Here is a 26,985-nt window from a genome sequence, read left to right as displayed (position 1 = left end):
AATATGCCTCGTATAGAATGCAGCTTTTATTCAGAAGTGCTGTCAAAGGTCGTTTCAATGAGTGTTCTTCTTCCGCAGGAGACTGTGGAATCTTTAAAGCAGAATAGGGAAGTGAAGTATCCTACCCTGTTCCTGCTTCATGGATTCAGCGACCATCATAACACTTGGATTGATAGCACTTCTCTACAGCGGTATGTTGAGGGACGTGGACTAGCTGTTGTAATGCCTGCCGTTGACAATAGCTATTATACTGATATGGTATATGGTGGAGACTATTGGAAGTTCCTAACTGAAGAATTCCTGCTGAAAGCCCGCACGATGTTTCCTCTTTCGGATAAGAGAGAAGATACCTTTGTTGCCGGCCACTCAATGGGTGGATTTGGGGCACTTAAATGGGGATTGAACAAACCAGAAGAATTTGGGGCAATAGCTTCCATGTCAGGAGTCACCGATATGGTGTTCCATCTGGAAAATGTCCGAAAACAAGAGGACGATAAAAAAAGAGCGCTGACTCTTGTATTTGGAGAGGATGACATATCCCGTACAGAAAATGATATTCTTTGGAAACTGGAAGAACTTGGTCTTTCAGCAGAAAAAAAACCCATGATCTATCAAACATGCGGGACGGAAGATTTTTTATACGAACATAATGTAAGATTTCATAATAAAAGTAAAGAATTAAACTTATCAACTACCACTGAGTTCTTATCAGGTGACCATACTTGGGAATTCTGGGATGCTGCCATCCAGAGGGTTCTGACCTGGCTGCCGATTAAAAATTCAAGGTAGATTGTTGTACGGAGGCAAATTGGAATGGCAACTATAAAAGATGTAGCAAAGTTAGCTGGAGTAGCAGTATCGACTGTTTCATATGCCTTAAATAATAGTGAAAAGATCAGTTTAAAGACAAAACAGAAAGTAGAAGCAGCAGCAAAAGCTCTAAATTATCAAAAGAATGGCATAGCATCTGATTTAAAAAGAGATAAAACCAATACAATCGCACTTATATTGAGTGATTTGTCTGGACCATATTATTCTGAATTAATAAAGGGAGTCCAGGATGTTGCTTCTTCAAATGGGTATGATTTGATTGCCTGCAGCTCTGTAGGGGGATCGCAATCTACGGCCGTTAAGTTCTTAAAGGAAAAACGGGTTGATGGTGCTATCATTTTAGCCCACAATATTAGTGACGACATCACTTTGGAATCAGCACGGGAATGCTTCCCGTTGATTGTCTTGGATCGGAATGTAACAAGTGAAAATATTTATCAAGTCGAAGTCGATAATGAGCATGGAGGGTTTATAGCAACAGAGCACTTGATTCAGAGAGGTTCTAAAGAAGTAGCTTTTGTAAGCGGTCCGGCAAACTCATTTGATAATAACAGGCGTTTTGAAGGATATATGAGAGCTTTGAAGCATTATGGGATCGGTTATCATTCCAAGTGGAAAATTTCCGGTGATTTCACAAGGGAGGGGGGATATCGCGCTACCCAATTGCTTATTGCTCAACAGAATCTGCCGCAGTCCATTTTTTACGCTAATGATGAAATGGCAATCGGGGGATTGAAGGCCTTACAAGAGCATAATATTAAGGTGCCCGCAGATATCTCTATAATAGGTTTCGATGATATTCAAATATCCGAATATGTATCTCCTCCACTAACTACAATCACGCAGCCAAAGTATGAAGTGGGAGCCTTGGCTGTACATCTTATTTTTCAAGTTCTTGCCGGCGAAAAAGTGAATCACCATTACACGTTGCCAACAAAACTAGTGGTTAGAAATTCTGTGAAATAGTGATATGTGACCCTAACCGATAATATTGAACTGAGGAAGTCTCTTCCTAAAGCGAGCACCCTCCATTTGCTTATACTCGAGGTATTCAGCAGAGAAGTATAGTGCTGCTCACTACCTGCATTATTGCTCTTCACCATTTTAGTGGTGGAGAGTTTTATTGTGTCCACTGAAAGTTGGGGTGAAATATAGACTTGACTTCTGATGTCACTATTTTTAATGCAAAATGGTATGAATGCCCCGCTGGAAAAGGCTGTTTACATTGAAGCTCGAAGACCATAGAAATGTTTAATCTCACCACCAAAAAGAGTATTGCACTTAGTGCAATACTCTTTTCATTACCTGAAGCCAGTAGCCTATTTAGTTGGATTTAAGATGCTATTTTATTTAATCGCCTTACTAACCTTTAACTTCTTCCCTTTGACAGTCTCATGTTCCATGGCTTGCAGAACCAGTGAGCCCTTACCATTCAGTATATCAACGTAGGACATTTGATCATGGATGGTGATAATGCCGATATCATCTGCAGTGACGCCGGGAATTTTAGCGATTGTTCCGACGAAATCAACGGCGCGGATCTTCTTCTTTTTCCCGCCGGTGAAGTGAAGTTTCATAATATCTTGATTGATGCGGGCGGTCTTGTTATTTCTTACAACGCGCCTGCCGCTGAGTTTTTCTTCGAATGCAGCTTTTCCGGCTGCGACTTCCGGATAGCTTGGAGCTTCTAATTCCGGCAGTTCAAAGCCGATATATCTTTCAATTGCTTTGATGAACTTTGCTTCATAAGGAGTTGAAAACGTTATTGCTTTCCCTTTATTTCCAGCACGGCCGGTTCTTCCGGTACGGTGCACATAGCTCTCTTTTTCCATAGGCACGTCATAGTTGATGACCAGTGTTACGTTATCAATATCAATCCCTCTTGCAGCAACATCAGTGGCTACCAGATAGCGGAAGTTCCCCAATTTGAAGCCTTCCATGACAGAGAACCTGTCCTCTTGTTCCAGACCGCCATGGAGTCGCTCACATGGATATCCAGCTTTATCGAGTTCTGAGTAAACAGTATCGACGTGTTCTTTGGTACGGCAGAAAATCAGGCAGCTGTCAGGATTTTCTACGACCGTTATGTCTTTAAGAAGTGAGATCTTTTCTTCTTCTTTCACTTCAATCAAGGAATGTTCAATCGTATCAGCCGTGACTCCGGTTGATTCAATCTCAATCTGAAGAGGGTTTTTCATATATTTATGGCAAAGGTTTTCAACGTCTTTAGGCAGGGTAGCCGAAAAGACCATCGTTACTCGATCGGAAGGCAGCTTATTGATAATTGCTTCCACTTCCTCGATAAAACCTCGATTAAGCATTTCATCCGCTTCATCAATGATAAGATACTTGATTTTCTCCAGATCCAGCGTTTCTCGTTCAATATGGTCCATGACCCGGCCTGGCGTACCCACGACTACATGAGTTTTTTGTTTCAGTTCTTCCCTTTGTTTTGAAAAAGGTTCTTTACCATAGACGGCCACTGCTTTAATACGCTTAAACCTTCCGATATTGGTTATATCTTCGCGAACTTGGACCGCGAGCTCCCTGGTTGGTGTAAGGATTAATGCCTGAGGCTTTTTCTCCTCCCATTCAATCAGGTCGGAAACAGGGATTCCAAAAGAGGCGGTCTTCCCGCTTCCTGTTTGGGCTTTGACGACCAGATCCTGGCTTTCCATTGCAGCTGGAATTACTTTACTTTGCACTTCTGTTGGCGTTTCATATTTTAAGACAGCTAATGCTCGTTGGATGTCATCACTTACTCTATAATCTGCAAAACCTTTTTTAGTCATTTTATAACCTCAATTTTTTGTTTTTTCATCATATGTATAGAATTCTCTTCAAGAATTATTATATGCATATCTGAATATGGTTCATTATACTTGAAAAGTCGAGGAAATATCGGCTTTTACCCCAAATTAATAAAAGCAATGGCTGTAAGCTGCCAAGGGCAGGGACTCGTATTCACTAAATCATTTTTCTGTGCATACCAAAAGGGTGCCTGGGGTAAATCTCCATTAAAAAGGGTGACAGCGATGGCTTTCGATTATAATTTAGATTTTGATAACATCGATTTCCGCAAGAATCCTGAACTGTACAGGGTTGGGAGGGGAGAACAAGGGGTGCTGATGGTGGAACCTTATAAAAGTGAAATCCTGCAGCATTGGCGATTTAAGACCCCGGAAATCGCAAAAGAGTCCTCTGATAAGATCTATGAGATGTTTCTTGATTATAAGGAAAAAGAAGATTTTGTCGGCATGGATATGGCGAGGAAATTCCTGCAGATGGGCTATACACGTGCCCGCCGGTATACGAATTACAAAGGCGGAAAAAAATATGACGAGAACGGTGATGTAAAGAAAAGGCAGAATGATCCGGAGAAGGCAGAATCAGCGTCCATCTTTATGGAGAAATGGAAGCTGGCCCGCGAGGATAAAGGTTATCTTAAGTGTAAAAAAGAGCATCAGAAGAAGTATGGCTAGGGGAGAAGCAAGGAGGCCCCAAGAGTTTACTTCAGACCTAATAAGGATAAAATGAATTGTTGTCTTTAGCTGCAGCCTTTTATCAGGGGTTATTAAATAACGGATGAGCTGGGAAGTGCGAGTTAAGATATCGTGCTTCTTTTTTATGAAATTTATTAAATGGAAAAATTAACAAACAGACCCGTCAAAAATTGCTATAATAATTCTTAGCAGCAGTGTTGAAACTTGCATTTTTATAGAGAGCGAAGGGGAGCGGAAAATGGCTGAAGTTAATGAAAGTCCATTGGTTTTGAAAGACGAGAAGAAGCCAAAGATCAAGATGGAAAGAAAAGAAGGGGAACCCACTGCCGCTTTCAAAGGAGCAAGCTGGGCAGCATTGACGGCAGGTGTATCTGCCTACTTGATTGGCCTGTTCAATGCAGGGATGGAACTGAATGAGAAAGGGTATTACTTTGCTGTATTAGTATTTGGACTGTATGCAGCTGTTTCACTGCAGAAAGCAGTAAGGGACAAGGAAGAGGATATCCCTGTTTCAGGTATTTATTACGGCCTCAGTTGGTTTGCTGTAATTATAGCCATTTCCTTGATGGCGATCGGGCTTTATAACGCCGGAAGTATCATTTTAAGTGAAAAAGGATTTTATGGCATGTCATTTGTTCTGAGTCTGTTTGCGGCCATCACTATTCAAAAAAATATCCGGGATACGCAAATGGCAAAGGATAGAGATTAATCATTTAGGAAAAGAAAATTTGGAAAACCCCACCTTTTTTAGGCTGGGGTTTTCTGTTACTTATAAAATTATAAAATCAATCTTTGGGTGCAAATTCTAATAATGTTATCCACGTCCAGCTGCAGCGCCTAGCCCCTCGGGGTCAAATAACCCAAAGAGAATAAAAGGGAAGCCCGCCTTTTTTTCTCTTTGGAACATTTGCCTGTCGGGGCTGGACAAGGCGCTTCCGCATTTGATACGTCCAGCTGTAGCGCCTAGCCCCTCGGGGTCAAATAACCCAAAGAGAATAAAAGGGAAGCCCGCCTTTTTTCTCTTTGGAACATTTGCCTGTCGGGGCGGATCGGGGGCTTTGCGCTTTGTTCTGTGGTGACAAACAGCAAATTGCCAAAAGGCTGTGGATGGTGTTATTTTAATCCTCTTAGATGAAGAAAAGATTCCGAGTTTTCCCGAGGATAGTTATACCAATAGGCAAATAGATTGGTGTATTTGCATTTAGGTTTCTTGTCGACCAAAGCTCTGTTGAAATCCCAGTCACCAGCATGTTCCTTTTTTACTGTGAAGTGTGCGTCTCCTATAAAGCTTCTTCTGATGATTTTAAATTGGCCGGACCAACTATAACCATCCGTCTCTCTCTTGATAATCGGATGGCCATCTTTTCTAAGCATATTGTAATAATAAATATCATATTCACCGTCCACTTGCCTCAACACATCTTTAATTGTAGGAAGATACATATCATCACTGTCGATTATTGCTACATAATCCCCGGCTGCTTCCGCTATCAATCGGTTATATGAATGGCTTGCCCCTTTGTTTTCTTCATTGATCAAGATCTTTAATTGAGGGCACCCCTTCCGATATTCTTCTAGTATTTCTAGTGTATTATCAGTAGAACCATCATCACAAATTAGAATTTCAAAGGCATAGTCCTTAGGAATACTATCCAGCATGGTCTTAATCCACTGAGCGCTGTTATAAGCAGGACTTAAAAAGCTGATATTCAATGAAGAATCTCTCCTTTTTTGTTATTTTCAATATTGGCCCTATGAAAAGGTAAGAGACTAAGGAAAATATTAAGCGGCTACCTTCTTCACTAATATATGCATGTCTTAAATCAGGTGTTCACATTCTGTTGGCCTAGTCACGATGAGTATCAAAAGCTCCGAAGAAAGCGGTGTGCAGGGACTCAGATAACAAGAACAAAACCTAGTATTAGGGGATTAGACTATAGAAACAATAGAAAACGGGTCAATTAAAGGGAGGGCACTGAAAATCTACCGGATTTTAGAATTTACATTTTATTTACACAGAAAAAGCCGGTTGACTATCCTTCCTAAATTGGAAGAAAAGTTGGCTTTTTTTCTGAAAAGCAATGAATATGTTGCTCTCTTTACTACATAGCTTTAGAATCCTTTTATCTTTTTTGAACTTTTGCCAGTAGGGGTTGGAAAGGATCTTCCTCAATTAGCGATGTAAAGATGCTGATTTATGGCAGTGACCGGTGGCGCTTATCTATGCGGTTCAGTATGTTGGATAGTAATTAGAGGAAAAAAGTTCCCCTATTTACTAAAAAACATTGAAAAAGGCTAAAATAGGGGAATAAATTTCCCTTATTTAACTTACTACACAAAAAAAAGTACTTTTCGGTTCAAATAAGAGAAAAAGTTTCCTCTATTTATCCCAAAATGATCTTGAATTTAAAATTAAAGGAAAAAGTTCCCTTATTCTTACCGCTGGGCACTTAATTAAGGAACTAACAGGCGCTTTCCCTAAGATTAGGCACCCGCCCAGAGGAGCCGGGTATTTTTGAATGGAAACCAACACTCTTTCATAATACCGGAGAAGGAAGAGGTACATTGCTGCAATTTTAAATCTTTGTTGGGCTTTCCAGAGAACTCATCAATGGACCGGTTCCCTGATTTCCCTAAGAACCTATCCGCTCCCTGGCAGTATTCTTACCAGCTCCAACAGGAGAATGATCCATAGCCTTTCCTAAGCCATAATGAGGCATATTCCCGAAAATAGATTCATAGTTTCCTTTCTTTACTTGGTAGGTTTCATGATAAATACCAACAGCTCCATTGCTTCCAATCTTTTTATTGAATTTTTTCCATGCAGTCAGGTGTTTGTCATTATGGGCATAGGCCAGGAGGTCGTCCATCGAACGCCAGTATTGAATCATAGCAGTGGTCCTTAGTCCGAAGTAGCTTTCCATGGATAAAAAACCGAGTTCATCTTTGTTGGAATAAAGCTCCTGAATCATACCGGGCATTGCTTTTACTACAGGAGCCCATTTATGAATCGCCAAGGGTTTATTGATTCGCATCCCTATTATGAATACAACAATGTCCTCACTGTTATCGGCCGTATAGCGTCCATTGAATATCGGCTTTCCCATTAAAAGTCCTCCATTTCTTCAATCTTCCTCAAAGTAGATTCACACCATTCCACCCCAGCTTTTGTGACCCTCTTGCCGTAATCCAGTGTAAACAGCCAATAGGCTGCATCTCCATCAAGGGAATGGTTGGCGGTAATGGATTGTTCAATAGTTATATAGGTTTGGTAACGTTTTTCTAAATCCCGCATATAATTGTGCAGGAGTACGAGGGTCTTTTCTTTTGACTGGTGCTTGCCGAAAAATAACTTAAGCAAAATTCCGTTTCTTTCAACGGGCAATTGTTCAATTGGTTCCTCCAGCCAGTTCTTTAAGGTTTCTTTGCCTTTCTGAGTAAGGTAGTATTGATTTTTGTCTCTTTTCCCCTGTGTTGAAGTCTCTTTGATTTCCGCCAGGCCTTCTTCAACAATGAGCTTCAGTGCAGGATAGATCTGGCCATAACTGATCTTCCAGAAATGGCTCAAGCTGTTATCAATCAGCTGCTTAATGGCATACCCCGATTTACACTCTGTCGTCAGAATTCCTAAAATAGCGTAGGTCGTATCATTGTATTTTTTCATAAGAATCCACCTATCTAAAAGATATATATATCTTTTAGATATACAGTACAGAAAAGATACTTGAAATGCAAATTGAATTTTAGAATAATAAACTTATATGAGCTGTCTAGTTAAGAATTGCTCAAAAAATCTAGAAGATTATTTGATTCTGGAAAGTGGTCTGACAATTATTCTGGGAAATTTAAACTGTACTTCGCTGAACGGTCGCTTCCGCTTTTGCTTTACCGCCCGCCCCGCAGAGTCGTGCGCCTGGAAAGGAAACATCATTTTCAACAGCCGAGATTCTTGTCAAACCACTCTTTCCTCTCCATCTATAAAGATACAGCTTTTTACAATCGCGTCGGAATAGTCTATAATTATCAGATAACCACTGTTATTTTAATTCTGGAAATTATTTAAATATACTATAAATAAAGTTATAATTGATCTAAAGACTTCCAAGCAGGAATGCCTGCTCTACTATACAAATATAGGGATAAGGATGGGTATTATGAGCAACCTACAGACGAAAACAGACGTTATTTTGATTGGTGCCGGAGTCATGAGTGCAACTTTGGGTTCTATATTGAAAGAATTAGCTCCCCAATGGAATATCAAGGTGTTTGAGAAGCTGGATAGTGCGGGGGAAGAAAGCTCAAATGAATGGAATAATGCCGGGACAGGCCATGCGGCATTGTGTGAGCTGAACTATACGACTGAAAAGCCGGACGGCTCTATCGATATCACAAAGGCAGTCAAGGTCAATGAGCAGTTTCAGGTTTCAAGGCAGTTTTGGTCTTTTCTTGTGAACAATAACCTCATTAGCAATCCTGAAGATTTCATCATGCCGATTCCTCATATGAGCATGGTTCAAGGGGAAAGTAACATCAATTTTTTAAAAAATCGAGTTAAAGCGCTTTCAACTAATCCGTTATTCGAGGGGATGGAATTCTCTGAAGATCCAGAAAAACTTAAGGAGTGGATTCCACTTATCATGAACGGCCGTACGCCGGGTGAGCCGATTGCGGCGACCAAGATTGATTCAGGAACGGATGTGAACTTCGGGGCGCTGACCCGCATGCTGTTTGATCACTTAAAGACAAAAGATGTGGAGATCAATTACAAGCATAGTGTGGAGGATATTAAGCGTACTGGCGACGGTTCTTGGGAAGTGAAAGTACACGATATCGATAACAAGAAGATTGAGTACCATAACGCCAAATTTGTTTTCATCGGCGGAGGAGGCGGAAGTTTGCCATTGCTTCAAAAGACAGGCATTCCTGAGTCCAAGCAGATTGGCGGCTTTCCTGTAAGCGGGCTGTTCCTGGTTTGCAATAAGCCGGAAATCGCAGCGCTGCATCATGGAAAGGTCTACGGAAAGGCAAAAGTAGGGGCTCCTCCTATGTCAGTGCCGCATTTGGACACACGCTATATTGATAACAAAAAATCCCTGCTATTTGGACCGTTTGCCGGCTTCTCGCCAAAGTTTTTGAAAACGGGTTCAAATATGGATTTAATTAGTTCTGTTAAGCCGAATAACGTCCTTACGATGCTGGCAGCCGGAGCGAAAGAGATGTCATTGACAAAATATCTGATTCAGCAGGTCATGTTGTCTCATGAAAAGCGTATGGATGAGTTGCGTGAGTTCATTCCGAATGCAAAGTCCGAGGATTGGGATATCGTCGTCGCAGGGCAGCGGGTGCAGGTAATCAAGGATACCGACACAGGCAAAGGAACTCTTCAATTTGGTACGGAAGTTGTCAGCGCGGCAGATGGTTCAATCGCAGCATTGCTGGGTGCATCTCCGGGTGCTTCCACGGCCGTCACCGTCATGCTTGAGTTATTGGGCAGATGCTTCCCGCAGCATATGAAAAAGTGGGAGCCGAAAATTAAAGAGATGATTCCTTCTTATGGACTGCTGCTTTCTGAAAACCCTGAGCTTTTCCGGAAAATTCATGAGTCTACTGCGGAGACACTTGGTCTTAACAACAAAAAAAGCTCTTTAGTTAAATCCTTGGATAAAGAGACTATTGAAAAAGTGACAAGTTGATTGAATAGAGGCGGGAACCTTCAAGCTGCAGGAGAGCTGAAGGTTCCTTTTTTGCAGGCTTCTCCAGGAGACATGTGCCTATAGGGGATAAAAGCGGCGATTGGGGTTTTGTAACTGTACTGTCGATTATAGGCTCTTGGTCCTCAGAATATATAAAATACAGCACACTTTCATTCCCATATGTGCTAAATTAAAATAAAAAAGCTTTAAAAATGAGGTCCTCGACAGTGAATTCTGAAGTAACAGCTTATATTACTTTGATTTGTACTTCCAGTGTACTTAGCCTATATTTAAGTTTCTTTGTATATTCCAGGCGCCTTCACTATAAAAATATTGCACCTTTATTTATTCTTCACACCATGTTCAACTTTATTTATTGCGTAGGGTCAGCCTTCGTTCTGCTATCTTCCTCGCTTCCAGAAATCAAGTTTTGGACTATTGTTTTATATGCAGGGATGCCTTTTTCTCCTGCTCTCGGGCTGATGTTTATCATGCGCTATTTGGGGATGAAGCTGACTGCTGCAAGGTGGGCGGCACTTCTTACAATCCCTTTTATTAGCTTAATCATGGTCGCCACAAACGATTTTCATCACCTTCATTACAAAATATATGAAATTGATGCTGAATTGGGAGCACCTTTTGTGCACCAGGAAATCGGGCAATGGTATGTAATTCACGGGCTGTACACATTTGGCAGCCTATTTGCGGCTTTGCTCCTGTTACTTTCCCGCTGGAAGGAAACAGCTAAAGCTTACCGGCCGCAATTGATTTCACTTATATTCGCTCAACTTGTTCCGATTATTACTGCTTTTATTTATTTAATCGGCATCACCCCAACGGGCATTGACCCCGTGCCAATGGTCCTGTGGGTGACGTCCCTTTGCTATTTTTGGTCTATTAGTACATCCCGGATGTTTACACTTATGCCAATTGCGAAAGATGCCATCTTTCAAAGTATTAATGATGGAGTAGTGGTGCTGGATGAATCTCAAAGATTAATCGAGTTCAATCAGGCTTCACAAGAAATGTTTCCCGGCTTGTCTAAAGATATGCTTGGAATCGAATTCTTAAGAATTTGGGAAAATTTTTCGGGACAAGCCTTTCCATATGAATTTAATACAGGCTCTTTTCAACAAGAATTACAGTTTACAGTTGATGGCCCCTTGGACCGGGCCTTCCAAGTGCGAGTTTCCCAGCTTCATCAGGCTCATCAGAAGAATGGCATCTTAATCATTTTTACTGATATTACGGAGGTTAAGCAGCTGCAGATGAAGTTAGAGCACCTGGCTTATCATGATGAGCTCACTCAAGTGTATAACCGCCGTGCATTCTTCACACAATGTAAACGAGCATATAAGGAGTCACAGAAGGACTCTTCCCCGTTTACCGTGATTATCATGGATATTGATCATTTTAAAAGCGTAAATGATACTTATGGCCATAATGTTGGAGATCAATTGCTGGTACATGTCGTCAAAGCCTGTCAATCACAGTTGAAGAAAGAAGATCTATTTGCCCGCTATGGCGGTGAGGAATTTGTTCTTGCGCTTAAAGGATATACTTGCTGGGAATCGGCGTCGCTGGCTGAGCGGATCAGGCTTTATCTGGAGACTAAACCGCTCATGGTAAATGATATTAATATTGTGGCCACGATGAGTTTTGGGGTGGCGGAAGCAGAGGCGGAAAATGCGGAAACACTTTTTGATCTTCTGAATAAAGCAGATAAAGCTTTATATTCTGCTAAAGCCGCAGGGCGAAACCAGGTCAAGGTCTACCATGAAGAAGAAATCCTCACTTGAGGAAAAAAGGGAAGGGCCCGGACTAAAAACCCAGATAAAAACCGCTTCCAGGATGCTGGAAGCGGTTTTTGTATTAATTACGGATAAGGTAGTCAAACGCACCCAATGCGGCCGTTGCTCCTGATCCCATAGAGATAATGATTTGTTTATAGGCACTGTCTGTACAGTCTCCTGCTGCAAACACTCCAGGAAGAGTAGTAGCACCCTGCTTATCGATGACGATCTCGCCCATACGGTTACGGTCAAGGACATTGCCTAACCAATCCGTGTTAGGCACAAGGCCGATCTGAACGAATACACCTTCAAGGTTGATATGCTGTTCGGTTTCTGTATCACGTTCCATATAAGTGATTCCGTTCACCTTATCGGTACCGGTAATCTCTTTTGTTTGAGCGTTTTTGATTACCGTGACATTAGGAAGGCTGTATAGACGGTCCTGTAAGACAGCGTCTGCTTTCAGTTCATCATTGAACTCAAGGACCGTTACGTGCTTAACAATCCCGGCAAGATCAATGGCAGCTTCCACACCGGAGTTGCCTCCGCCGATAACGGCTACATGTTTACCTTCAAATAAAGGTCCGTCACAGTGAGGGCAGTAAGCCACTCCTTTATTCTTGAATTCATCTTCACCTGGAACACCGACTTTTCGCCAGCGTGCACCAGTCGATAGAATAAGAGACTTACTTTTCAGTACAGCACCATTTTCAAGCTCAAGCTCGATAAGTTCTTTCTTTTCAAGACGGCTTGCACGCTGCAGGTTCATGACATCGATGCCATAATCCTTCACATGCTCTTCCAAGCTTGCGACAAGCTTAGGACCTTCCGTTTTCTTGACACTAATAAAGTTTTCGATTCCAAGTGTATCCATGACTTGTCCGCCGAAACGCTCCGCAACGATACCCGTGCGGATTCCTTTACGGGCAGCATAAATGGCAGCACTGGCTCCAGCAGGGCCGCCCCCGACGACAAGAACATCATAAGGGTCCTTGCCGGAAAGCTCAGAAGCATCAGGACCGCCTCCCACCTTGCCAAGAATCTCTTCAAGGGACATACGCCCGCTTCCGAATTCTTCGCCATTCAGGAATACAGTCGGCACAGCCATGATTTCCTTGCTCTCTACTTCATCTTTGAAAGCAGCGCCGTCAATCATGGTATGAGTGACGCCTTCATTGAAGATACTCATCAGGTTAAGTGCCTGTACGACATCAGGGCAGTTGTGGCAGCTCAAGCTGATATAAGACTCAAAATGGTACTCGCCCTTAAGGTTCTTGACTTGATCAAGAACACTCTGATCTACTTTTGGAGCTCTTCCGCTTACTTGCAGAAGGGCAAGGACCAACGAAGTGAACTCATGACCGAGAGGGATACCGGCAAAGGTTACGCCGGTATCTTCTCCGATGCGGTTCACACTAAAGCTTGGTGTGCGATCCAGTTCAGTGTTTTCCACTTTAATGTGAGATGACATTGTAGCCAGTTCATCTACTAAAACAAGCATGTCGCGGGATACTTCATCATCGCCCGCACTCACTTTAAGCAGAATGTCGCCCTCAAGCAATTCAAGATATTGGGCTAACTGTGCTTTGATATCTGCATCAAGTAACATTTATTCCAACTCCTTAGATTTTGCCTACAAGGTCAAGGCTTGGCTTAAGTGTGTCAGAACCTTCCTGCCATTTTGCAGGGCAAACTTCGCCTGGGTTCTTTCTTACATACTGTGCTGCCTTCACTTTGCTTACTAGGATATCTGCATCACGGCCGATGCCGCCAGCGTTGATTTCAACTGTTTGGATGACGCCGTCTGGATCGATAATGAATGTACCACGGTCAGCAAGGCCATCTTCTTCGTTTAATACTTCAAAATTGCGAGTGATTCTTTGAGAAGGGTCACCGATCATCGCATACTTGATTTTACCGATAGTTTCTGAGCTGTCGTGCCAGCCTTTATGTGTAAAGTGAGTATCAGTAGAAACAGAATATACTTCAACACCTAGAGATTTAAGCTCCTCGTAGTTGTTTTGAAGATCTTCAAGCTCAGTTGGGCAAACGAAAGTGAAATCTGCAGGGTAGAAGCAGAAAATGCTCCATTGGCCTTTTAGGCTTTCTTCTGTTACTTCGATGAACTCCCCATCTTTAAATGCTTGTGCTTTAAATGGTTTTACTTCAGATCCGATAAGAGACATAGTATGTCGTCCTCCTTCAATATGGTTAATTTTTATAATAATTCTAATCTAATATATATTATTATATAGAATCTATTATACGTCAAGGATAAAACTTAAATAGATTTCAAGATTAGAATTTTTTAAATGATAGATACTTAAACAGTGAACTGTTTAAGAGCTGTTTAGCTGAGAGCTATTATCAGCTAAATTAAAATTAACAGAAAACGGCAGGATTCTCAAAAGAGATGCCTTCAAATGAGAAGGTTTTTTAATTAGTCCTGAAAGTCCACTATTATGCCTAGTAATCTTCATCCATTCCTTATCTCTGGGAAGCCAGTTCTTAATCCGGCTCATTCAATAGGGGCAGGGCGTTTAAATCAAAAAGACTAAAGGCTCTTTATAATCACATATCAATTCAATTTGCTATGCCGCAGCTCTTCCTTCATCTGTTCTTCCTGTTCCTCAACCGTAATCCTGTTAATTTGTTCAACCAAAAAGTGGTTAAGATAATCTTGTTCCTCGCAGCCAGGTTCATTATCTTTTCTCATGGGGATGCTCCTTTTGCGAAACTTTTTTCTTTTGTGAGCCCTTCAAAATTGTTTAATGGAGATATCATTAAGCACGATTTTTTAAATGGATCCACAGCAGGTTCTATCAGATATTCTTCCCAGAACTGCCGGCTGTATTCCAGGAAGCGGCGATTTATTTGTGTTTGGTGGTAACTAGATGAAGTTTGGAAGAAAGATTCTTCCTATCCATATCCTGCATGGAAGTTTCCTGCTCCACGAGGCAGATTGATGCCTGCGGAGTGTAAGGCTGTATGGAACTGCTATTTAAAAATCACCTTTTGAGATTGTTTAACAACGATTGGGAGAAGGAATATATACTTTAGCTGAAGGTAAAGATAAGCGGAGAAAAAACTATCTATAAAAATGACTAATAAGGGAGAAGTTCTTTGACTTTTTTCCTATTTATAAGCATTATATAAAAGTAAAGGGGAGTAGCTGTACAAATAAAGTCGTCAGCACGAGGGTTACCTCCGGCTTTATTGGCAATTCACATTGTTAGCCAGACCTTTACTGCAAATACTTTGTTTTTATAGGAAGGAGAGGTATTTTGGAGTCGATCTGGCTGGAATATGGTTGGGCATTATTAATCTTAATTGGACTGGAAGGTTTGCTGTCGGCAGATAACGCGCTTGTATTAGCCGTCATTGCAAAACATTTACCGGATGACCAAAAGAAAAAGGCAATCAGTTACGGAATCCTGATGGCATTCTTTTTCAGGTTCGGTGCTCTTTTCGCTATCTCATTCATCGCCAATGTATGGCAGGTGCAGGCAATCGGTGCTGCCTACCTTATTTACTTGGGAGGTAAACACTTAATTACCGCCAAGTTTGGTAAAGAGAATGAGAATATAGAAGAGGAAATTGAAAAAGAAGCAAAGGGGAAAGGCTTTTGGCCGACTGTTGGTAAAATCGGATTAGCCGATCTTGCTTTTGCGATCGATTCGATTCTTGCGGCTGTTGCCCTTGCTCTTGGTTTGCCTGATTCAGGCCTCGGCCAATTCGGAGGTATGGATGCTGGTAAGTTCATAGTGGTTGTTCTTGGCGGAATCGCCGGACTGATTTTGATTAAGTATGCTGCAACTTGGTTTGTACAGTTACTTGCCAAACGCCCGGCATTGGAAACAACAGCATATGCAATAGTAGCGTGGGTAGGTGTGAAGCTTGCTGTTATCACCCTTGCCCATGAGGATATTGGTGTACTTGATCACCATTTCCCTCACAGCACAGGATGGACGATCACATTCTACGGAATTCTAGTAGGGATCGCTTTGTTCGGCTGGTTCGCACCTGAGAAGAAGGAATCTTCACAGGGCGGGCATTAATAATAGGATAAATAATTACGGACTCTTTCATTAGAGTCCGTTTTTTGTATTTCAGCTATCCGCATGCAGCTTCAGTGCCAAAGGTTTTGCAACCACTGGACTGGGCTGTGCCCTAAAAGTTAAAAACCAAAGACAATAAAAGGAAAGACCGCTTTTTTCTCTTCGATATATTTTTCTGTCGGGGCTGGCCAAGGCGCTTACGCTTTTGTTTCATCCAGCTTCAGCGCCTAGCCCCTCGGGGTCAAATAACCCTCAGAGAATAAAAGGGAAGAGCACCTTTTATTCTCTGAGGAACATTTGCCTGTCGGGGCTGACCAAGGCGCTTACGCTTTTGTTTCATAAAATTGTTTCACGTGAAACATCCTCAATTGGAATAGACACCAAAAAGGGGAAGGGATATAATAAGAGCAAAATAATCTGAAAAAGGCAAACTTCTCCGAAAGGGAAGGACGCAAAGCCATGAGCCTGTCCGCTTTCAATAGCGTATGGTTGTCAGGCTGCCAGGTGCCTCTTTCTGAGGGCCGCGGCCTCGGAATGGAGGATAATCGGTTGAAAAAATGGATAATGGTGATACTGCTTTTCACTGCTTTAGCAGGAGGGACGGAGGATGGGGTGAATGCATCAATAACTTACGATCACGCAACATGGCTTTGGAATCCTTGGATGATCGTCAATGATGAAGAAGGCATTCTCGACTTTTTGGAGAGTAAAGAGCTTAACAAGGTGTACCTCCAGATTGATAGAAATATCTCAGCATCTATATACCAGAGTTTTATTGAAAAGTCCTCTGCAAAAGGCATGGAAATATATGCACTGGACGGTGCACCGGGGTGGGCAGCACCTAAAGGATACGTCAACCAGGACCAGATGATGGCATGGCTCGGCAGCTATCAAGAAGAGGCTTCACCTCAACAAAAGTTTTCAGGAGTGCATCTTGATGTAGAGCCGTACCTTTACAGCGGATGGAATTCCAAGCGGGCCGCCACAGTAAAATCCTATCAGGCACTATTGTTGAGGGCGAAAAACAGTGCAGAGAATTTAAATCTCCCTCTTGAAGCAGATATGCCATTTTGGTTCGATGAAATTTCTTATAATAATATATATGGCAAAGGATTGCTGGCTGAATGGGTCATAGCAGGAACCGATGGAGTAACCATCATGGCCTACAGGGACAGCGCTGCTTTAATTACGGATTTTGTCAGCAGAGAAATAGAGTGGGCAGGAAGATACTCAAAAAGATTGGTGGTAGGTGTAGAAACCGGGGAGACCAGTGAAGGAGACGCGATTTCTTTCTTTGAAGAGGGAGAAACCTACATGAATGATCAACTTGGTAAAGTGAAAGCGTATTATGAGAACCAAGCCGGATTTCACGGGACAGCGGTTCACCATGTGGGCAGCTGGATGATGATCAGACCTTGATATCATCCCTTATGGGCAATTGTTTTCAGGGCCAGTAGGCTTCCGCTTGATACAAATAAAAAGGATCTTTTCGCTGATTCACTAGTTGAAGAAGCGAAAAGATCCTTTTTTAAAAGGCTGTTTTCTCTAAGATTGTGGCTGGGAAAAAGTAATGGATTTCCACTCCAGCTGCACGACTCCGCAGGACCGATCAGGCCGCTACCGCTTTTTTTACATACCTTTCAGAAATAAGGCGGCACTGGCATACCTGCTGGCCAATGATTGATAATATGCTGCTTGCACGGTAAGAGAAGAGGATATCAGGACATTTAACACAATGTCCAGGTTCTCTTTGCCTACACCATTAAATACAGGCAGGGAGGTCTGGCATTCCTCCTTTATTATTGCAGCGACACACCCATTCATGGAGGATGCGTTATGCAAAGAAGGGGCTGTATGATGGTGGATTTTATCAAAAACCGAAGCGTAGGCAGAATATAAATCAACGGGATTGACCAAATCATCTGTTCGGTCTTCAGGATTATTAAAAATCATGGTAAGAACTTTCCTGATGGATTCAAAGTCGAGAGCCGCCTTCAGATCCTCTACGATGAAGAGGATAGCTGCCTGGTCGACTGTATATTTTCTTCCTATTTGCGGTGAACCTATAAGCTCTTTCACATCTCTCTTAACCCAGTTTTGGACTGCGCTTGGAGAGAGATTCGTAAATTCAATCTGGTTTCCAAGAGACACAATTTCATTGATGGAAAAACCAATTTCTTCACTTTCAGTCTTTATAAATTTTTCGAAAATGGCTGGCATTTCTGTAGAGAGGAACGCATTTAATGTCGTTCCATTTTTTATTTTATCCTCGTGTGACGAGGTCCAGGCATCCTGCAGCACCATTAATGGTGATTGTTCCGTTGCATTGCTCAATGAAAGTAGTAAATCAGCCATATTTTTTCTGGATAGTTTGAAGGCTTCCATGTCCATCACCCCTGATTCTTCCAATTTTGCTCCATATATTCTTTAATCCTAATTGTTGATACCCATACAGTCAATCCTTAACGGGACTGACGCTACAAAGAAGCGTTATTTGGTAATAAAATTAGATTGATATTAAAGCGGAAAGATCATATAATAAGTTCATATACAGGTTCATTTGAACTTGAAAAAGAGAGGGAGATAAAATGGGTAAACGTATTCTATATTTTCTTTTAACGAATATTCTCGTATTGCTGACGATTAGTATTATTTTCTCCATAACTGGAGCAGGTAATTATATTAATAGACAAGGCGGCATCGATTTTGGAGCTTTGCTGATATTCAGTGCGATGATCGGTTTCTCGGGATCCTTCATCTCGCTGGCAATGTCACGCTGGATAGCGAAAAAGATGATGAACGTCCGAGTGTTGGATCCGAACCAGCCCCTGTCTGCGATGGAGCGAGAAGTGGTGGAAAAGGTTCATCGCCTGTCCAAAGCTGCTGGATTAATGCACATGCCTGAAGTCGGTATTTATGATTCCCCTGAAGTCAATGCATTTGCTACTGGCCCGTCCAAGAAACGTTCCTTGGTTGCTGTTTCAACAGGCCTGCTGCGCGAAATGGATGATGATGCCGTAGAAGGTGTCATTGCCCATGAAGTGGCCCACATCGCCAATGGTGACATGGTCACTATGACGCTGCTGCAAGGTGTCGTCAATACGTTCGTCGTGTTCCTGGCAAGGATTGCTGCTTGGATCGCATCACGTTTCGTCAGAGAAGATATGGCTCCAATCGTCCATTTCATCGCCGTAATCGTATTCCAGATAGTCTTCTCCATATTGGGAAGCTTAGTCGTTTTCGCGTTTTCGCGATACAGAGAGTTTCATGCCGACCGAGGTGGAGCAGACCTTGCCGGCAAGGATAAAATGGTCCACGCCCTCCGCATGCTTAAAGCCTATTCTAACCGTGTAGTAGAGGAGCAAGACACATCTGTTGCCACTTTGAAAATCAGCGGCAAGCGAAAATCGCCGCTCTTCTCGACGCACCCTGATTTAGATGATCGAATCAACAGGCTTGAGGAAAGATAAGAATTTATTATAAAGATGATAGAAGGACACACCTTGTAAACTGGTGTGTTCTTCTTTTTTTAGCGAACACTCTAATTCATCTTCCTTTATAACAGGATCTTTTCCGTGGAAATTGGATCAAAGAGTAATTGACTAAATTTTTGCTATAATATCGTAGAAAAGTAAGAGGATACCATGCAAATTAACAGCAGCATTGAAAAATGCACAACAGTCACCCTTCGTTTTCTTCAACCCAAACACTAAGAAAGGAGCCATTAATGAACACTAATTCGCAGAAAAGCATTATTGAGAAGTTGAATTTACAGAAGTTTTCTTCAAGGGCAGTCCTTAACCTTCCTAATAAATTTCAGGATTTCAAGGACCTGGCCTATGACAGCTCCATCAAGGAATAACAGTATGATTTGGTCTTTATTTTCATTTTCTCCCTGGAGGAATTCAGAAAACATTTGAAGGCTGCGGTGGAACAACAGCTGATAAAGGATAATGGCTATCTTTACTTCGCTTACCCTAAGAAAAATAATCGGGAGTATGACCAGTACATAGAGCGGGACAGCATTTATAATGAGGATTATTATAATGAAGAAGGTTTTGTTCACGACAGCAATCTAAAGTTCTCCAGGGTGGTCAGCTTAAATGAAACATATACAGTTGTCGGAATGAAAGCCCAGCCTCAGAAGAAGAAAGCTTCTGTAAAAAGAAGCCAGTGTGTGGATGACTATATCGAAAATATTGAGGAAGTAAGGGATTTCTTGAAGGGCAGCCAAGAGATCCTTGCTATTTATAACGGGCTGACATTTGGATATCAAAAGGATTGGGCCCGCTATGTCTACAGCGCCAAAAGAAAAGAGACACAGGAAAAGCACTTGAATCAGGTGGAAGAGGTATTATCAGCGGGATATAAGTCTATGGACTTGTATAGGAGAGATCAGAAGAAATAACAAAAGAGCGGCGGGTCCATGAGAGGATCCAGCCGCTTATTAAACAGATACCCTTATGACTGCAGAGTGGCAGTTGGCGGGCACATCTGCATTAATGAGTTCATGCTTCAAGCAAATACTTCACTCATCAGCGCATGAGTGTTATCCTCTGTGTCTTTGAAAAAGGTCATCCAAGTCTCTGTCTGCCCCATCTTAGCGACTACATGTGGTTCATCTGTAAAGATTACCCCTTTTTCTTTCAACTGTTGATAGGATGCCTTAATATCATTAACTTCAAAATAAATGACTGAACTCGCTTTGGCAAATTCCTCTTTTTCCGGCAGTGTCAGCATAAGCCGCAGCCCGCTGCATTGAAGAAAAGCCATGCTGTCAGTGTTAAAGAGAAGGGTCAAGCCCAGCTTTTCTTTATAGAATTCAACAGCGCGGTCGATGTTTTGTACAGGTATCCCAATTTGTCCAATCTTCTGTATAGAGTTCTCTTCCATTTTGTCATTTCTCCCTTCATTTTCATTTTTTATAAAGCAGAACAATGATCATACAGGTCATTTCATAGCCAGCTTTATCCGGCCAGCCACATTTAATGGTTTAAGTATTCTGATAACTTCATTATACCTTATTTTCATATGATAATAGAAAAGCACTGCTCCATTGAAGGAACAGTGCTTGTATTGGATACTCTTAGATTGAATTTCTTGATTCACTTCCGCTGGGATTTCACTTCTTTCTGTATGTCTTTTAAGAAAGAGAAGCACATGAGAATCATGACCACTGCAAACGGCAGGGCCGCAATGATCAGCATATTCTGCAGACCTTGTGTACCGCCAAAATAGACTACGACTGCAGCAATAGTGGATTGAATCAATCCCCAGCCAATTTTCACAGAGTTGCCAGGGTTCAGCTGTCCGTTTGTGCTCAGCATGCCCAGTACGAAGGTTGCCGAATCTGCAGAGGTAATGAAGAAAATCGCAATCACCACAATGGTCAGGATGGACATGAACATTCCCAAAGGATACTCTGCAAGCACTCCGAATGTAGAGGTTTCCAATGTGAGGTCAGAAATGGCTGCTGTACCAAGCTGCTCAAGGTTCAGGGCAGAAACCCCGAACACAGCGAAGAAGATGAAGCAGACCAGTGATGGAAGCAGGAGTACACCAAAAAGGAATTCCTTTACAGTCCGGCCTTTTGAAATACGGGCGATGAAGATGCCGACAAATGGTGCCCAGGAAATCCACCAAGCCCAGTAGAAGATGGTCCAGCCATCAATCCAGCTCCGGTTGTCTTCACTCAAAGGAGCAAGTCTCAGGCTCATATCAAAGAAGTCAGAGACATAGCTCCCCAGAGTATGAGTGAACATATTGAGGATATACATCGTCGGTCCCACAATAAACAGAGTGATCAGCAATAATATCGCGAGTCCCATATTGATATTACTTAAGTATTTGATGCCTTTTCCGATCCCGGACCAGGCGGACCAGATGAACAGCACGGTGGCAACCGCAAGTATGGTCAGCTGTACAGCAAAAGTGTCAGGAACACCAAATAGATAGGAGAGTCCTCCGGTAATTTGTGCAGAACCGAAACCCAGTGTGGCTGCTACGCCGATGACAGTCGCAAATACAGCCAGAACATCGACCATTTTTCCGAGCGGTCCCCTCATAAGTTCTTCTCCAAATAATGGAGTAAGAGTGGCACTAATTAATCCAGGTGCTCCTTTGTTAAATTTGAAATAGGCCAAAATCAATCCGACGATTGCGTATACGGCCCAGGCGTGGATGCCCCAGTGAAAGAAGGAATACTTCAGCGCTTCTTTTATTGCTTCATTCGATCCTTCTTCACTAGTAGGGCTGCTGATAAATGCGTGGGAAATAGGCTCAGCGGTTGTCCAAAAGACAAGGCCAATCCCCATTCCGGCACTGAAGAGCATAGCAAACCAAGAAGATCTGCTAAACTCGGGCTCGTCATCCTTCTTTCCCAGTTTTAACTTGCCAAATCGGGAAAACATCAGGAAAACACAGAAAAGAAGAATGGCGATAACAATCAGCAAGTAGAACCAGCCAAAGTCACTTAATATACGGCCGGTCAATTCAGAAGAAAAACTATTCAGATGTTCAGGAGCCACAGCTCCCCAAATGACGACTATCAATGAGATAGCCAGTGCAAACCAAAATACATGTGTCGCTTTTTTCATACTTCACCTCTCAAAAAAATTTTGAGAGTATCCAACTCTTTAATGATACCATAATTTAAAAATTAATGCTTTTCACCTAAAGAGCGGAAGCGCCTCGTACAGTCCCGGCAGGAGAATGTTCCCTGGAGAAAAAAGGCGGTTTTCCCTTTTATTCACCAGGGGTTATTTGACCCCGAGGGGCAGGGTGTTGAAGCTGGATTGGCTAAAAAGCGGAAGCGCCCCGTTCAGACCTGACAGGAGAATGTTACATGGAGAAAAAAGGGCACTGAAAAAGTTCAACAATATGTAAAAAGGCAGAATCGCTCACTTCAGAGAGTGATTCTGCCTTTTTCATAAACGCTTTATGAAAGAGTGCTGGTTTTTTGTAGAGGAGGCCCACTCCGTTTGGTTGAATAATGGAATGGGCTTTAGAGAGAAATCGTTCAGTCATTCCCTTAATTGGGTACTAATCCGTAAATAAGGGAACTTTTTTCCCTTATCTGCAATTTCAAGCTTATTAAGGGGAAAATAGAGGAACTTTTTTCCGTTATATGATAAAAAGTACAGTTTTTCTAGCGTATTAAGCTAATTAAGGGAAATTTATTCCCCTATTTTAGCTTTTCTTAGAGTTTTCTAAGAAATAAGGGAATCTCTTTCCTCTATTTACTATCCAAAACACTGAACTACATAGTTAAGCACCACCGGTCACTAGCTTTAATTAGCACCCTTCTATCTTTTCAGCGGTGGCAGGCAAATAAAGAATACCAAAGGATGCTAACGCTGATGCAGGATAGAGAGCAAGAAAAAAGTCAACCTTTCTTCCTCTTTAAGGAAGGATAGTTGACTTTTTCTCAGGTTAAAGCAAGTAGACTATAAAATTTCGGTAGATTTTTAGTCCCCTCGTCTTTAGGCAGAGGACCTTGTTTATACCCGCTAGATATGATTGTTCAGCACTTCGAGAGTACCCCTGGCATAGTTCCTGTTTGAACTTTGAATGGTGATATGATCATCCTGGCTTTCAGGAGCTTCTCCGTCTCCTACCCAAAAGAAGGTAACATTTTCAGCTCCGCATTGGCGGGCCGTTTCGGCCATGATGAAATCCCCATGGCTGTCGCCGAACACATAGACGGGTTTTCCTTCTGCAGAAGCTTGGCCGAAAACCCACTCGGCACCGACCTTTTTGGAAAGATCAGGAGGTATAACGTCCACTCCGTAGGTAGAGACAACAACCTTTTTATCATATTTATCCGCTACTTCTTTGGCTTCTTCGGAATAAGCCTTTAACGCCTTTTGTGTTTCCTTGAGGTGTTCCTTGTCACCTGGATCTCCATGAACTGATTCTACTGTTCCCATAGACTCCTTTGTTTCATCCCATTCAATCAAACCATCATAATTCTGCTTTTGGCTGATTTTGAGCAGTTCCTCTTTAACCTCGTCGGGCACAACAAAGTCTTTATCAAGTTCCCATTTGTCAATATCCGGCCCTTTCCCTTTAATGGCTCCGTGTTCCGCGACACAGAAAAGACCGGACCAATCTTCATCCTGATTCAAGGAAGAGAAGATATGATCAGCAAGCCACTTCCTCGAGCGGCCGGTGATGAACGCCAGCTGCTCGTTCTGTTTGTGCAGTTTCTCGATTGTATGTAAAACCTCTTCACTGGGACGTGCGTGTTCATCCGTCAAAACACCGTCCACATCAAATATATAGAATGTCATAATAGCCTCCTTTTATAGTAATATGTATACCCTTTATTCGTGAAAATACAGTGGATTTAGTTTAAAAGAACTTGTTTTTTATGATGTACCTCGAAAGGTCAGCGGAGTACATCAAAATCAAAAAAACCAAAGATGATGTCCCTCGAAGCAAAAGCAAGGGACATCATCAGTGAAACATATCTAATTAAGCCTTTCGTACAGAAACGTATCTCATACTGAAATAAGCTCAGAAACCGCCGCTTCCCAATGCTGGCAGACAATCACTCAGTCTTTTTTACAAACCACTGCTTACCATTCCTTCGGTTCGTAATCAAGATCACTGAACAACTGCTTTTTCTCTTTTTTGGAAAGGTCGCGCCACTGCCCTACAGGGAGATTTCCTAAGTGAATATTCATGATCCGCACTCTTTGGAGCCGCAGCACATCGTAACCTAGAGCTTCACACATACGGCGGATCTGCCTGTTAAGCCCTTGTGTCAGGGTGATTTTAAAATCAAACTTGGAGAGCTGTTCTACTTTACAAGGAAGAGTCTTGGTCCCCAATATCTTCACGCCTTCAGACATTTGCTGTAAAAACTCGGGAGTTATGGGCTTGTCGACCGAAACGTTATATTCTTTTTCATGCTCATTTTCAGCACGGAGGATTTCATTGACGATGTCTCCGTCGTTGGTCAGCAGAATCAATCCATCCGAATCTTTATCAAGACGTCCGATATTGAAGATTCTTAATGGATGATTAACGAGGTCGACGATGTTGCCTTTCACATTTTTTTCGGTGGTACTGGTGATCCCTATCGGTTTATTCAGTGCAATATAGACATTGTTACGGGCAACGCGCAGCTGCTGGCCGCTTACCCTGATATCGTCACCTGGTTCAACCTGATCACCGATTTTGGCTTTTTTACCGTTGATGGTAACCCGGCCTTCTTCAATCAGTCTGTCAGCTCCCCGCCGCGATGCTTTGCCGGCTTCACTGATAAATTTATTTATACGCAATTCGAACACACACCTTCATCTGGGTCATTGTAGCTTAAGAATACCCAATTACAGCCTTGTTTTCAAGAAACGCCTCATGCGGTACCTAGTAACAACCATTAATAAAAAGGCTCCCTTCCGATAGGAGAGAGCCTGAAGACGTTACATCAGAAGCAGAAACCCAATGATACCGGCAAGTAAAGCATAGAAGAGCATGGGAATGAGTGTCATCCGAATAATGGTGCCCTCCTTGCCGCCGAGGTTCACAACAGAAGCAGCTGCAACCACATTAAGGACGCAGATCATATTGCCGGAGTTCGCGCCAAGTACTTGCAGGGCAAGCACCGCTTCTGTGTTTGCTCCGATACTATCCGCAACACTGAATTGGAACAAGGAGAACATCATGTTACTGAAGGTGGCGCTTCCTGAGATGAAAGATCCAAGGGCCCCTATGATGGGTGCAGCCAGCGGCCAGTTGCCGCCGATCACTTCGGAAACCATTGCCGCCAGTTCCATTGGCATGCTGCCCAAGTCAGCCAGGTTTACACCAGAATTGATGAAAATCCTGACCATCGGCACAGCAGTTCCAAGGGCAATGATGCTTCCCCCCATAGTTTTAGCAGACTGACTGAATGTTTTTCTAACGAGAGAAGCATTCATTTTATAAAGGAGGATTGTCAGAACCACCACAAGGATAAAAATAGATCCCGGGAGGTACAAGGGTTCAAAGAAGGTACTGATTTCTGTGCCGAGAATGGACGCCCATCCAACTTTCACTTTCCTGAGCCATCCTTTCAGAGGAAGGATATCCAGTCGTGTTAAGACCAGGAATACCGCAACCAGCAGATAGGGTAGCCACGCGAGCCATAGAGGCATTTTTTTATTTCCGGTCACGGGTTGAGCGATTACCGATGGAGTCTCAGAGAAATTCCAAGGCTTGTCAGGCAGCAGGAATCCTCTTTTAGCAGCAGGCACTACAATCGCCATTCCAACCAGTCCCCCTATGATGGAAGGGAATTCCGGGCCGAGAAGGGTCGCTACGAGAAAGGCAGGAATGGTGAAACTCAAACCTGCAAAAATAGCAAACGGGAATAATTCGAACCCCTCTTTCCAAGACCGGTTTTCACCGAAGAATCTGGTCAGCATCACTACTAGAATCAAAGGGATGAACGTACCTATGAACAGATCAATGAATACTGCGGTGCTGGCCACTTCCTGCAGAAACTGGCTGATGGACATACTTCCCAGACTATTCTCTACAATTTGAGCCAACACCCTCGTTAAGTCCCTGTTTGACCCCTACGATCATGGGGGTTCCAACGGCTCCGAATGAAACGGCTGAACTATCCGCTATCAAAGCCAGGGAAACGGCTGCCAAAGGAGGAAATCCCAATGCCACAAGCAATGGCGCCCCTATCGCAGCAGGTGTACCAAAGCCTGCTGCGCCTTCAATGAAAGACCCGAAAAGCCAGGCAATGATGATGAGCTGGACACGCCTGTCCGCCGAGATCTGTGTAAAACCGTTACGGATGGAGTCGAGGGCATCGCTGTTGGCAAGAGTGTTCAGCAGTAATATTGCGCCGAAAACAATCCATAAGATAGAAACAGAGATTAAGATTCCCTCAATTGCTGCAGCCGTAATCTGGACAGCCGGCACCTTCCAAATAAAGAAAGCCAACAGTGCTGTAGCAGCCAAGCTGACCGGCATTGCCCGGGAAGCTGGCATGCGCAAAATGACAAGAAATATGAATACAGCTAAAACCGGAGTCAATGCGGTAAGAAGTTCAAATATATTCATAGTTGTTCATCCCTTTTTTGAGGTGATTTATTATATCTCTAGT

At 42.7% G+C, this 26,985-nt stretch carries 23 protein-coding genes, 1 pseudogene and 1 riboswitch; of the genes and pseudogenes, 11 read left to right on the top strand and 13 right to left on the bottom strand.

Features of this window, described 5'->3' with window-relative positions:
* Nucleotides 1–3 precede the first annotated feature (3 nt).
* The gene (locus FZC78_RS09395) at nt 4–789 is read left to right on the top strand and encodes an alpha/beta hydrolase (protein ID WP_148939425.1); all 786 of its coding nucleotides are present in this window, start codon (nt 4–6) and stop codon (nt 787–789) included.
* Nucleotides 790–813: 24 nt separating this feature from the next.
* A complete protein-coding gene (locus tag FZC78_RS09390; RefSeq protein WP_148939424.1) occupies nt 814–1,797 on the top strand; it encodes a LacI family DNA-binding transcriptional regulator in 984 nt (327 codons plus the stop codon).
* 380 nt (nt 1,798–2,177) lie between these two features.
* On the opposite strand, the gene FZC78_RS09385 is transcribed toward FZC78_RS09390, so the two are convergent.
* Nucleotides 2,178–3,623, bottom strand: a complete 1,446-nt coding sequence (locus FZC78_RS09385; RefSeq protein ID WP_148939423.1) for a DEAD/DEAH box helicase — start codon at nt 3,621–3,623, stop codon at nt 2,178–2,180.
* 243 nt (nt 3,624–3,866) lie between these two features.
* Between FZC78_RS09385 and FZC78_RS09380 the strand changes: the two genes are divergently transcribed.
* Both FZC78_RS09380 and yiaA read left to right on the top strand, forming a co-directional pair.
* Complete coding sequence (locus tag FZC78_RS09380) at nt 3,867–4,313, top strand: DUF4385 domain-containing protein (RefSeq protein ID WP_148939422.1); 447 nt, start codon at nt 3,867–3,869, stop codon at nt 4,311–4,313.
* A gap of 259 nt (nt 4,314–4,572) precedes the next feature.
* A complete protein-coding gene (gene yiaA, locus FZC78_RS09375; RefSeq protein WP_148939421.1) occupies nt 4,573–5,043 on the top strand; it encodes an inner membrane protein YiaA in 471 nt (156 codons plus the stop codon).
* Between the two features lie 404 nt (nt 5,044–5,447).
* Here the strand turns inward: yiaA and FZC78_RS09365 are convergent, their stop codons facing one another.
* From FZC78_RS09365 to FZC78_RS09355, 3 genes are all read right to left on the bottom strand, one after another.
* Nucleotides 5,448–6,047, bottom strand: a complete 600-nt coding sequence (locus tag FZC78_RS09365) for a glycosyltransferase family 2 protein (RefSeq protein ID WP_148939419.1) — start codon at nt 6,045–6,047, stop codon at nt 5,448–5,450.
* A 920-nt stretch (nt 6,048–6,967) separates the two neighbouring features.
* The gene (locus FZC78_RS09360; RefSeq protein WP_148939418.1) at nt 6,968–7,441 is read right to left on the bottom strand and encodes a DUF4188 domain-containing protein; all 474 of its coding nucleotides are present in this window, start codon (nt 7,439–7,441) and stop codon (nt 6,968–6,970) included.
* Nucleotides 7,441–7,998 (bottom strand): PadR family transcriptional regulator, encoded by a 558-nt coding sequence (locus FZC78_RS09355; RefSeq protein ID WP_148939417.1) that lies wholly within the window; start codon nt 7,996–7,998, stop codon nt 7,441–7,443. The genes FZC78_RS09360 and FZC78_RS09355 overlap by 1 nt, the downstream gene beginning before the upstream one ends.
* Before the next feature lie 481 nt (nt 7,999–8,479).
* Here FZC78_RS09355 and FZC78_RS09350 point away from each other — a divergent pair, with 481 nt between their 5' ends.
* Both FZC78_RS09350 and FZC78_RS09345 read left to right on the top strand, forming a co-directional pair.
* Entirely contained in the window at nt 8,480–10,027 is a 1,548-nt protein-coding gene (locus tag FZC78_RS09350) for a malate:quinone oxidoreductase (RefSeq protein WP_286365484.1), read from the top strand.
* A 227-nt stretch (nt 10,028–10,254) separates the two neighbouring features.
* A complete protein-coding gene (locus FZC78_RS09345; RefSeq protein WP_148939415.1) occupies nt 10,255–11,826 on the top strand; it encodes a histidine kinase N-terminal 7TM domain-containing diguanylate cyclase in 1,572 nt (523 codons plus the stop codon).
* Nucleotides 11,827–11,899: 73 nt separating this feature from the next.
* Here FZC78_RS09345 and ahpF read toward each other — a convergent pair whose 3' ends face one another.
* The 3 genes from ahpF to FZC78_RS23600 form a co-directional block, all read right to left on the bottom strand.
* Nucleotides 11,900–13,429 (bottom strand): alkyl hydroperoxide reductase subunit F, encoded by a 1,530-nt coding sequence (gene ahpF / locus FZC78_RS09340; protein ID WP_148939414.1) that lies wholly within the window; start codon nt 13,427–13,429, stop codon nt 11,900–11,902.
* Nucleotides 13,430–13,442: 13 nt separating this feature from the next.
* Nucleotides 13,443–14,006, bottom strand: a complete 564-nt coding sequence (ahpC, locus tag FZC78_RS09335) for an alkyl hydroperoxide reductase subunit C (protein WP_148939413.1) — start codon at nt 14,004–14,006, stop codon at nt 13,443–13,445.
* 392 nt (nt 14,007–14,398) lie between these two features.
* Nucleotides 14,399–14,536 (bottom strand): hypothetical protein, encoded by a 138-nt coding sequence (locus FZC78_RS23600; RefSeq protein ID WP_187444862.1) that lies wholly within the window; start codon nt 14,534–14,536, stop codon nt 14,399–14,401.
* Nucleotides 14,537–15,104: 568 nt separating this feature from the next.
* Between FZC78_RS23600 and FZC78_RS09330 the strand changes: the two genes are divergently transcribed.
* Nucleotides 15,105–15,878 carry a TerC family protein gene (locus tag FZC78_RS09330; protein WP_148939412.1) on the top strand — a complete coding sequence of 258 codons (774 nt, stop codon included), beginning with the start codon at nt 15,105–15,107 and terminating at the stop codon, nt 15,876–15,878.
* Nucleotides 15,879–16,293: 415 nt separating this feature from the next.
* Nucleotides 16,294–16,383: riboswitch (cyclic di-GMP riboswitch) on the top strand.
* Nucleotides 16,384–16,427: 44 nt separating this feature from the next.
* On the top strand, nt 16,428–17,297 hold the full coding sequence (locus FZC78_RS09325) for an amidase (RefSeq protein WP_148939411.1): 870 nt from the start codon (nt 16,428–16,430) through the stop codon (nt 17,295–17,297).
* 210 nt (nt 17,298–17,507) lie between these two features.
* Here FZC78_RS09325 and FZC78_RS09320 read toward each other — a convergent pair whose 3' ends face one another.
* On the bottom strand, nt 17,508–18,263 hold the full coding sequence (locus FZC78_RS09320) for a DUF1836 domain-containing protein (RefSeq protein WP_148939410.1): 756 nt from the start codon (nt 18,261–18,263) through the stop codon (nt 17,508–17,510).
* A gap of 203 nt (nt 18,264–18,466) precedes the next feature.
* Between FZC78_RS09320 and htpX the strand changes: the two genes are divergently transcribed.
* The 3 genes from htpX to FZC78_RS09310 all read left to right on the top strand — a co-directional run bounded on the left by htpX (nt 18,467) and on the right by FZC78_RS09310 (nt 20,286).
* Nucleotides 18,467–19,348 carry a protease HtpX gene (htpX, locus tag FZC78_RS09315; protein ID WP_148939409.1) on the top strand — a complete coding sequence of 294 codons (882 nt, stop codon included), beginning with the start codon at nt 18,467–18,469 and terminating at the stop codon, nt 19,346–19,348.
* 257 nt (nt 19,349–19,605) lie between these two features.
* Complete coding sequence (locus tag FZC78_RS24560) at nt 19,606–19,740, top strand: hypothetical protein (RefSeq protein WP_286365483.1); 135 nt, start codon at nt 19,606–19,608, stop codon at nt 19,738–19,740.
* Between the two features lie 66 nt (nt 19,741–19,806).
* Nucleotides 19,807–20,286, top strand: coding sequence for a YdeI/OmpD-associated family protein (locus FZC78_RS09310; protein ID WP_252183565.1), 480 nt, complete (start codon nt 19,807–19,809; stop codon nt 20,284–20,286).
* A gap of 107 nt (nt 20,287–20,393) precedes the next feature.
* On the opposite strand, the gene FZC78_RS09305 is transcribed toward FZC78_RS09310, so the two are convergent.
* The 5 genes and pseudogenes from FZC78_RS09305 to FZC78_RS09285 form a co-directional block, all read right to left on the bottom strand.
* Nucleotides 20,394–20,771, bottom strand: a complete 378-nt coding sequence (locus FZC78_RS09305) for a VOC family protein (protein ID WP_148939408.1) — start codon at nt 20,769–20,771, stop codon at nt 20,394–20,396.
* 212 nt (nt 20,772–20,983) lie between these two features.
* Complete coding sequence (locus tag FZC78_RS09300; RefSeq protein WP_148939407.1) at nt 20,984–22,474, bottom strand: glycine betaine uptake BCCT transporter; 1,491 nt, start codon at nt 22,472–22,474, stop codon at nt 20,984–20,986.
* Between the two features lie 912 nt (nt 22,475–23,386).
* A complete protein-coding gene (locus FZC78_RS09295; protein WP_148939406.1) occupies nt 23,387–24,169 on the bottom strand; it encodes an HAD-IIB family hydrolase in 783 nt (260 codons plus the stop codon).
* Nucleotides 24,170–24,457: 288 nt separating this feature from the next.
* The gene (rluF, locus tag FZC78_RS09290) at nt 24,458–25,165 is read right to left on the bottom strand and encodes a 23S rRNA pseudouridine(2604) synthase RluF (RefSeq protein ID WP_148939405.1); all 708 of its coding nucleotides are present in this window, start codon (nt 25,163–25,165) and stop codon (nt 24,458–24,460) included.
* A gap of 141 nt (nt 25,166–25,306) precedes the next feature.
* Nucleotides 25,307–26,942, bottom strand: a pseudogene (locus tag FZC78_RS09285) (L-lactate permease).
* Nucleotides 26,943–26,985: the final 43 nt, after the last annotated feature.

The sequence above is a fragment of the Rossellomorea vietnamensis genome (genome assembly GCF_008180415.1).
GTDB classification, from domain to species: domain Bacteria; phylum Bacillota; class Bacilli; order Bacillales; family Bacillaceae_B; genus Rossellomorea; species Rossellomorea vietnamensis_C.
This window is presented reverse-complemented; position numbering and strand designations above follow the sequence as displayed.

Excerpts from the sequence above, each read along its gene's own strand:
- FZC78_RS09395 (WP_148939425.1), top strand. The coding sequence starts at position 4 with ATGCCTCGTATAGAATGCAGCTTTTATTCAGAAGTGCTGTCAAAGGTC.
- FZC78_RS09390 (WP_148939424.1), top strand. The coding sequence starts at position 814 with ATGGCAACTATAAAAGATGTAGCAAAGTTAGCTGGAGTAGCAGTATCG.
- FZC78_RS09385 (WP_148939423.1), bottom strand. The coding sequence starts at position 3,623 with ATGACTAAAAAAGGTTTTGCAGATTATAGAGTAAGTGATGACATCCAA.
- FZC78_RS09380 (WP_148939422.1), top strand. The coding sequence starts at position 3,867 with ATGGCTTTCGATTATAATTTAGATTTTGATAACATCGATTTCCGCAAG.
- yiaA (WP_148939421.1), top strand. The coding sequence starts at position 4,573 with ATGGCTGAAGTTAATGAAAGTCCATTGGTTTTGAAAGACGAGAAGAAG.
- FZC78_RS09360 (WP_148939418.1), bottom strand. The coding sequence starts at position 7,441 with ATGGGAAAGCCGATATTCAATGGACGCTATACGGCCGATAACAGTGAG.
- FZC78_RS09355 (WP_148939417.1), bottom strand. The coding sequence starts at position 7,998 with ATGAAAAAATACAATGATACGACCTACGCTATTTTAGGAATTCTGACG.
- FZC78_RS09350 (WP_286365484.1), top strand. The coding sequence starts at position 8,480 with ATGGGTATTATGAGCAACCTACAGACGAAAACAGACGTTATTTTGATT.
- ahpF (WP_148939414.1), bottom strand. The coding sequence starts at position 13,429 with ATGTTACTTGATGCAGATATCAAAGCACAGTTAGCCCAATATCTTGAA.
- ahpC (WP_148939413.1), bottom strand. The coding sequence starts at position 14,006 with ATGTCTCTTATCGGATCTGAAGTAAAACCATTTAAAGCACAAGCATTT.
- FZC78_RS23600 (WP_187444862.1), bottom strand. The coding sequence starts at position 14,536 with ATGAGAAAAGATAATGAACCTGGCTGCGAGGAACAAGATTATCTTAAC.
- FZC78_RS09320 (WP_148939410.1), bottom strand. The coding sequence starts at position 18,263 with ATGGAAGCCTTCAAACTATCCAGAAAAAATATGGCTGATTTACTACTT.
- htpX (WP_148939409.1), top strand. The coding sequence starts at position 18,467 with ATGGGTAAACGTATTCTATATTTTCTTTTAACGAATATTCTCGTATTG.
- FZC78_RS24560 (WP_286365483.1), top strand. The coding sequence starts at position 19,606 with ATGAACACTAATTCGCAGAAAAGCATTATTGAGAAGTTGAATTTACAG.
- FZC78_RS09305 (WP_148939408.1), bottom strand. The coding sequence starts at position 20,771 with ATGGAAGAGAACTCTATACAGAAGATTGGACAAATTGGGATACCTGTA.
- FZC78_RS09300 (WP_148939407.1), bottom strand. The coding sequence starts at position 22,474 with ATGAAAAAAGCGACACATGTATTTTGGTTTGCACTGGCTATCTCATTG.
- FZC78_RS09295 (WP_148939406.1), bottom strand. The coding sequence starts at position 24,169 with ATGACATTCTATATATTTGATGTGGACGGTGTTTTGACGGATGAACAC.